The following is a 5,978-nucleotide window of genomic DNA, read 5'->3' as shown; positions in this document are numbered from 1 at the left end:
GCTTCCACCCCATCCGCCGTCTGCCGACGAGACCGCTCGGGCCCATCCAGCCCGTCCGGCGTTTGAGGACGAGACCGCTCGGGCCCATCCAGCCCGTCCGGCGTCTGAGGACGAGGCCGTTCAGGCCGATCGGGGGTCCGGGGGCGGAGCCCCTGGCCGGGCCCAGGGGCGGAGCCCCCGCCGGACAACGACCCGCTCACTCGCCCTCCCGCATGGGAACCCGCACGCCCCGCTCATCAGCGACCGTCTCCGCGATGTCGTACCCGGCATCGACATGCCGAATGACCCCCATCCCGGGGTCGTTCGTCAGCACGCGGCGAATCTTCTCGCCCGCCAACCGCGTGCCGTCGGCCACCGACACCTGCCCCGCGTGGATGGAGCGCCCCATGCCCACACCACCCCCGTGGTGGATGGACACCCAGGACGCACCGGAGGCCACGTTCACCATGGCGTTCAGCAGCGGCCAGTCGGCGATCGCGTCGGAGCCGTCGAGCATGGCCTCGGTCTCGCGGTACGGGGAGGCGACGGAGCCGCAGTCGAGGTGGTCGCGGCCGATGGCCAGCGGCGCGGCGAGTTCGCCCGAGGCGACCATGTCGTTGAAGCGCTCGCCCGCCTTGTCCCGCTCTCCGTAGCCGAGCCAGCAGATCCGGGCGGGCAGGCCCTGGAAGTGGACGCGCTCGCCGGCCAGCTTGATCCAGCGGTGCAGGGACTCGTTCTCGGGGAAGAGGTCGAGGATCGCCTTGTCGGTCTTGTGGATGTCGGACGCCTCGCCGGACAGGGCGGCCCAGCGGAAGGGGCCCTTGCCCTCGGAGAACAGCGGCCGGATGTAGGCGGGCACGAAGCCGGGGAAGGCGAACGCCCGCTCGTATCCAGCGAGTTGAGCCTCGCCCCGGATGGAGTTGCCGTAGTCGAAGACCTCGGCGCCGGCATCCATGAAGCCCACCATGGCCTCCACGTGCCGCGCCATGGACTCCCGGGCCCGGGTGGTGAAACCGGCCGGGTCCTTCGCGGCGTACGCGGCCATGTCGTCGAACTCGACGCCCACGGGCAGGTAGGCCAGCGGGTCGTGGGCCGAGGTCTGGTCGGTCACGATGTCGATCGGGGCGCCCTCGGCGAGCATCCGCGGCAGCAGGTCGGCGGCGTTGCCGAGCAGGCCGATGGAGAGCGGGCGGCGGGCGTCCCGGGCCTCCACGGCGAGCTGGAGGGCGTGCTCCAGGGAGTCGGCGCGTACGTCCAGGTACCGGTGCTCGATGCGGCGCTCGATGGCGCGCGGGTCGACGTCGATGCAGATCGCGACGCCGTCGTTCATCGTCACGGCGAGCGGCTGGGCGCCGCCCATGCCGCCGAGGCCGGCCGTCAGGGTGATGGTCCCGGCGAGCGTCCCGCCGAACTTCTTCGCGGCGACGGCGGAGAAGGTCTCGTAGGTGCCCTGGAGGATGCCCTGCGTGCCGATGTAGATCCACGACCCGGCGGTCATCTGGCCGTACATCGTGAGGCCGAGGGCTTCGAGGCGGCGGAACTCCTCCCAGTTCGCCCAGTCGCCGACCAGGTTGGAGTTGGCGATGAGGACGCGCGGCGCCCACTCGTGGGTCTGCATGACGCCGACGGGGCGGCCGGACTGGACGAGCATCGTCTCGTCCTGCTTCAGCGTCCGCAGCGTACGGACCATGGCGTCGTAGGAGCGCCAGTCGCGGGCGGCCTTGCCGGTGCCGCCGTAGACGACGAGCTTGTCGGGGTGCTCGGCGACCTCGGGGTCGAGGTTGTTCTGCAGCATCCGCAGAGCGGCTTCCTGCTGCCATCCCAGGGCGCTCAGTTCCGTTCCGCGCGGTGCTCGGACGGGGCGGGGTCCTGACATGGTCTGCCTCCTGGCGACGGGTGAGTACTCCGGGCGGTGCCGTTCGTACAGCGATGCGGCGATACAACGGTGCGGCGATACAGCGATACAGCAGATATTCACATCCTGGGCTCCTGAATAGAACTAGTCAATACCCTCGCGGGCCAGCACGGGCGCCGTACAGGTGTTTGGCTGGATGAATGGCTGCATACACAGGCTCAGAGGACGCGGACAGTGATACCGAGACGAACCCCGGCACGAACCGGGCCGGCGGACGGACGGACGGGGCCGCGCGGCGCGACGAGGCCGTGCGCGCCGCCGTGGAACAAGGACTCGTAAGCCCGTCCACCCCCCTCGTCGCACTCCTCGACATCACCGGAATCCGTTCCTCCGTAACGGCCCTGCGGGCGGCCTTCGACGCGGTGACCGCACCGGGTACGCCGGTGCTGCACGCGTTCGCGGTGAAGGCGACCCCGCTCGTCCCCGTACTGCGGCTGCTGCACCGGGAGGGCATCGGCATGGAGGTCGCGAGCCCCGGCGAACTGGCTCTCGCCCGCGCGGCCGGCGTACCCCCGTCCCGTACGGTCCTCGACTCGCCCGCGAAGACCCCCGCGGAGCTGCGGGAGGCACTCGCGCTGGGTATCGCGGTCAACGCCGACAACCCTCAGGAGCTGGCGCGGATCGACGCGCTGGTCGGGTCGGCGTCGACCCGCTCGCCTCTGGGGCTGCGGGTGAACCCGCAGGTCGGCGGGGGTTCGATCGGAGCGCTGTCCACGGCGACGGCGACCTCGAAGTTCGGCGTCGCGCTGCGGGACGAGGGGGCGCGCGAGTGGGTCGTGCGGGCGTACCTGGACCGGCCGTGGCTGACGCGGCTGCACACGCACTCGGGTTCGCAGGGGATGCCGCTGGAGCTGATGGCGCGCGGGGTGGCCGAGGCGTACGGGCTCGCGGAGGAGATCAACGGGCGGGCCGGGCGACGGCAGATCGACACGCTCGACATCGGCGGCGGGCTGCCGGTGAACTTCGGCTCGGACGTCCACACCCCGACGTACGAGGAGTACGCACGGCTCCTGGCGTCGAGTGTGCCGGGGCTGTTCGACGGGCGGTACGGGCTGGTCACGGAGTTCGGGCGGTCGCTGCTCGCCAAGCACGGCGTGGTGCTGGCACGCGTCGAGTACGCGAAGTCGGCGGGCGGACGGGCCATCGCGGTGACGCACGCGGGAGTCCAGGTGGCGGCCCGCACGGTGTACGCGCCCGAGTCCTGGCCGCTGCGGGTGGCCGCGTACGACGCCAAGGGGCGGCCGAAGACGGGGCCCGAGGTGGTCCAGGACGTGGCGGGGCCCGCCTGTTTCGCGGGTGACCTGCTGGCACAGGGCCGGTCGATGCCGCTGCTCGAACAGGGCGACTACGCGGCGGCGCTGGACACGGGCGCGTACTACTTCGCGCACCACTACGGGTACAACTCGCTCGCGCGGCCCGCCGTGCACGGTTTCGGTCCGGACGGAGCCGGCGGGGTGCGGTTCGCGACGGTCCGCGCGGCACAGACGATCGACGAACTCGTGGCGGAGTCGGGAGGGGCGTTCACCGAGGCGCTGACCGCCGGGCCGTCGGCCTGATGCGTGCGATTCCGGCGGGACCGGAATGAATCCGCGAACCGGGCAAAGCCAGAAGGTCTGATTATCTTCAGGGCAATCGACCCACACTAGCCAGCAACTGGCATGTTCCACGGGAAATTGCACTATCTCTCACTCGTCACGCACACGTTGCGTAGCTTCTGCGTCACTCAGCTGAACCGACGGGCGGGAGGGAAGCACCGTGCCCGGAATCGACGAGTGCCTGCTGGAGGCCATGAGGCTGCCCGGAGCCCGGGGAGCCTCGGTGGTCGACTGGACCAGCGGACTGGCTCTGGGCACGGTCGGGGACTCACCGAACGGGGATCACGAGGCCACCGCGGCCGAGGCGGCGGAACTCGCCCGGCTCGCCGCGGAGCACAAGGCCTTCGCACCCGAGGAAGGAGCCGACTGGTCCGGCGGGCAACCGCCGGTGGAAGACCTCATCGTCAGCAACAGGGACAGCTATCACGTCCTGCGTTTCGTCCGCACGACCTTCGACAGCAGTGTGTTCCTGCATCTGTGGCTGGGACGTTCGGACGGCAACCTCGCCCTGGCCCGAATACGCCTGGGCGAGATGGCGGAACGGCTGGTGGTGGGGTGACCACGATGGAAGCAGGCCCCCTGCCGGGACTGGGCAGACCCGACCCCGACCCGCCCGACCCGTCCGTCCAGCCGGCCGGCCCGGACCGGCAGGCCTTGGTCCCGCCCGTGCTCAGCCCCATGCTGAGCCGGCTCGCGGAGGAGCGCGCCACCGGCGTACTGACCCGGGACCGCGGCGTGCTCTACCTGGTCGAGGGCCAGGTCGTGCACGCCGAGAGCCCCGCGACCCCCGGGCTGGACATCCTGCTCACCAGCCGTGGGGCGCTGGGTTCCGACGGCTGGTGGGAGGCGGTCTCGGAGGCGGGCGCCGAACGCCGCGTCGGACGGTTCCTGGTGGACAGCGGACGGCTGGCCGCGGGCGCCCTGGAGCTGTGCCATCTGGGGGCGCTGTACGACGCCGCGTTCTTCACGCTCGGCGCGAGCAGCGGCCCGGCGCGGTTCCGGTACGGGGTCGCGCACTGGATCGGCCCCGTACGGCCGGTGACCGTGGGCGCGGTGGAGCGCGAGACGCTGCGGCGCCGCGCGCTGCTGCACCGCATCTGGCCGGACCCGGACACGGACACCGCGGAACTCGTGCGGACCGCCCGTGCCGTCGACGTGGTCCTTCCGCCGCGTCAGCGCACGGTTCTCGACCAGGTCGACGGGGAGCGCACGGTCTCGGACATCTCCCGGGTCCTCGGCCGGCCGGGGTTCCACACGCTGGTCGACGTCCGCCGGCTGGCGGCCGCCGGGATCGTGACGACCCGCGCGCGGACGGTCGAGTGCCGGGCACCGGAGACCGTCGCACCCCCCGTGTCCCCCCTGTCCCCCGTCTCCACTGCGACCGCACAGGCGGCGCAGGCCGCGCAGGCGTCGGCGGATCCCGACGTGGCCCTGCTGCGCCGGCTCAGAGACGCATTGGAGGCCTTGTGATCCGCGCGCTCCGACAGCGTGCCGAGAGGAGACAACTGATGGCGGCGGAGGCCGAAGTCCTCGACGAACTGCACCGGTTACGGGCCCGGGTGCCCCAGCTGACGGGCGCGCTCGCGGCCAGCGTCGACGGCCTGGTACTGGCCCAGGACACTCCGGGCGTGGAGCCGGAGGGGCTGGCCGCCCTCACCGCCGCCGCACTGGGGGTCGCCCTCCGCGTGGCGGACGCGACCGGCCGGGGCGACTTCCGCGAACTGCTGCTGCGCGGCGAGCACGGCTATGTGGCGACCTACGCGGCGGGACCCTCCGCCGTACTGACGCTGCTGGCGGGAGACCGGGCCAACGTCGGCCGGCTGCATCTCGAAGGGCGCCGCTCCGGCAGCCGGATCGGTGAACTCGTCGAGGCCGCAGCCGAGGCCCAGCCGGCCCCGGCGGCACGGCCCGCCCCGAAGGCCGCCCTCACACCGCGCACCAGAACCGCGCGCACCGCGCGCACGGTCCCCGGGCCGACCGGTGAGAGCCGTTGAACCCGGCCGCACCGAACAGGCCCGGACCGATCCGAACCAACACGAACCAACCCGAACCGAAAGGACCGGCATCACCATGACCAACACCGAGACCGCGTTGAAAGAGACCCTGGCCTCCATCGAGGGCGCGACCGGAGCCGCTCTCGTCGACTACACCACCGGTATGGCGCTGGGCACGATCGGCGGCAGCAAGAGCTTCGACCTCACCGTCGCCGCGGCCGGGAACACCGACGTCGTCCGCGCCAAGATCCGCACCATGGAGCACCTGGGTCTGAAGGGCGAGATCGAGGACATCCTGATCACGCTGTCCGACCAGTACCACCTGATCCGGCTGATCAAGGGCCGTGGCGGCAACGGACTCTTCCTCTACCTGGTGCTCGACGCCAAACGCGCCAACCTGGCGATGGCCAGGCACCAGTTGAAGAAGATCGAGAGCGATCTGGAGGTCTGAGGGATCAGACCAGCACCCCGGCCCGACGCCGCGCCCCACCGGGC

6 protein-coding genes are annotated in these 5,978 nt (G+C 71.6%); 5 read left to right on the top strand and 1 reads right to left on the bottom strand.

Annotated features, from left to right (window positions below; genetic code table 11):
* Window positions 1–196: 196 nt before the first annotated feature.
* Window positions 197–1,855, bottom strand: coding sequence for a urocanate hydratase (hutU, locus tag ACFWGJ_RS40870; RefSeq protein ID WP_366783226.1), 1,659 nt, complete (start codon window positions 1,853–1,855; stop codon window positions 197–199).
* Window positions 1,856–2,034: 179 nt separating this feature from the next.
* Between hutU and ACFWGJ_RS40865 the strand changes: the two genes are divergently transcribed.
* The 5 genes from ACFWGJ_RS40865 (at window position 2,035) to ACFWGJ_RS40845 (ending at window position 5,934) form a co-directional block, all read left to right on the top strand.
* Window positions 2,035–3,450, top strand: coding sequence for a diaminopimelate decarboxylase (locus ACFWGJ_RS40865; RefSeq protein WP_387334029.1), 1,416 nt, complete (start codon window positions 2,035–2,037; stop codon window positions 3,448–3,450).
* Between the two features lie 199 nt (window positions 3,451–3,649).
* Window positions 3,650–4,048, top strand: a complete 399-nt coding sequence (locus tag ACFWGJ_RS40860) for a hypothetical protein (protein ID WP_210880812.1) — start codon at window positions 3,650–3,652, stop codon at window positions 4,046–4,048.
* Between the two features lie 119 nt (window positions 4,049–4,167).
* Window positions 4,168–4,959: a transcriptional regulator gene (locus ACFWGJ_RS40855; RefSeq protein WP_387334030.1), complete on the top strand. Its 792-nt coding sequence runs from the start codon at window positions 4,168–4,170 to the stop codon at window positions 4,957–4,959.
* Between the two features lie 38 nt (window positions 4,960–4,997).
* Complete coding sequence (locus ACFWGJ_RS40850; RefSeq protein WP_381834052.1) at window positions 4,998–5,483, top strand: roadblock/LC7 domain-containing protein; 486 nt, start codon at window positions 4,998–5,000, stop codon at window positions 5,481–5,483.
* Window positions 5,484–5,559: 76 nt separating this feature from the next.
* Window positions 5,560–5,934 (top strand): hypothetical protein, encoded by a 375-nt coding sequence (locus ACFWGJ_RS40845; protein WP_107015660.1) that lies wholly within the window; start codon window positions 5,560–5,562, stop codon window positions 5,932–5,934.
* Window positions 5,935–5,978 lie beyond the last annotated feature (44 nt).

Source organism: Streptomyces sp. NPDC060205, from assembly GCF_042728395.1.
Taxonomy (GTDB): domain Bacteria; phylum Actinomycetota; class Actinomycetes; order Streptomycetales; family Streptomycetaceae; genus Streptomyces.
The sequence above is the reverse complement of the archived record's forward strand: the minus strand, read 5'-3'. Positions and strand labels throughout refer to the sequence as shown.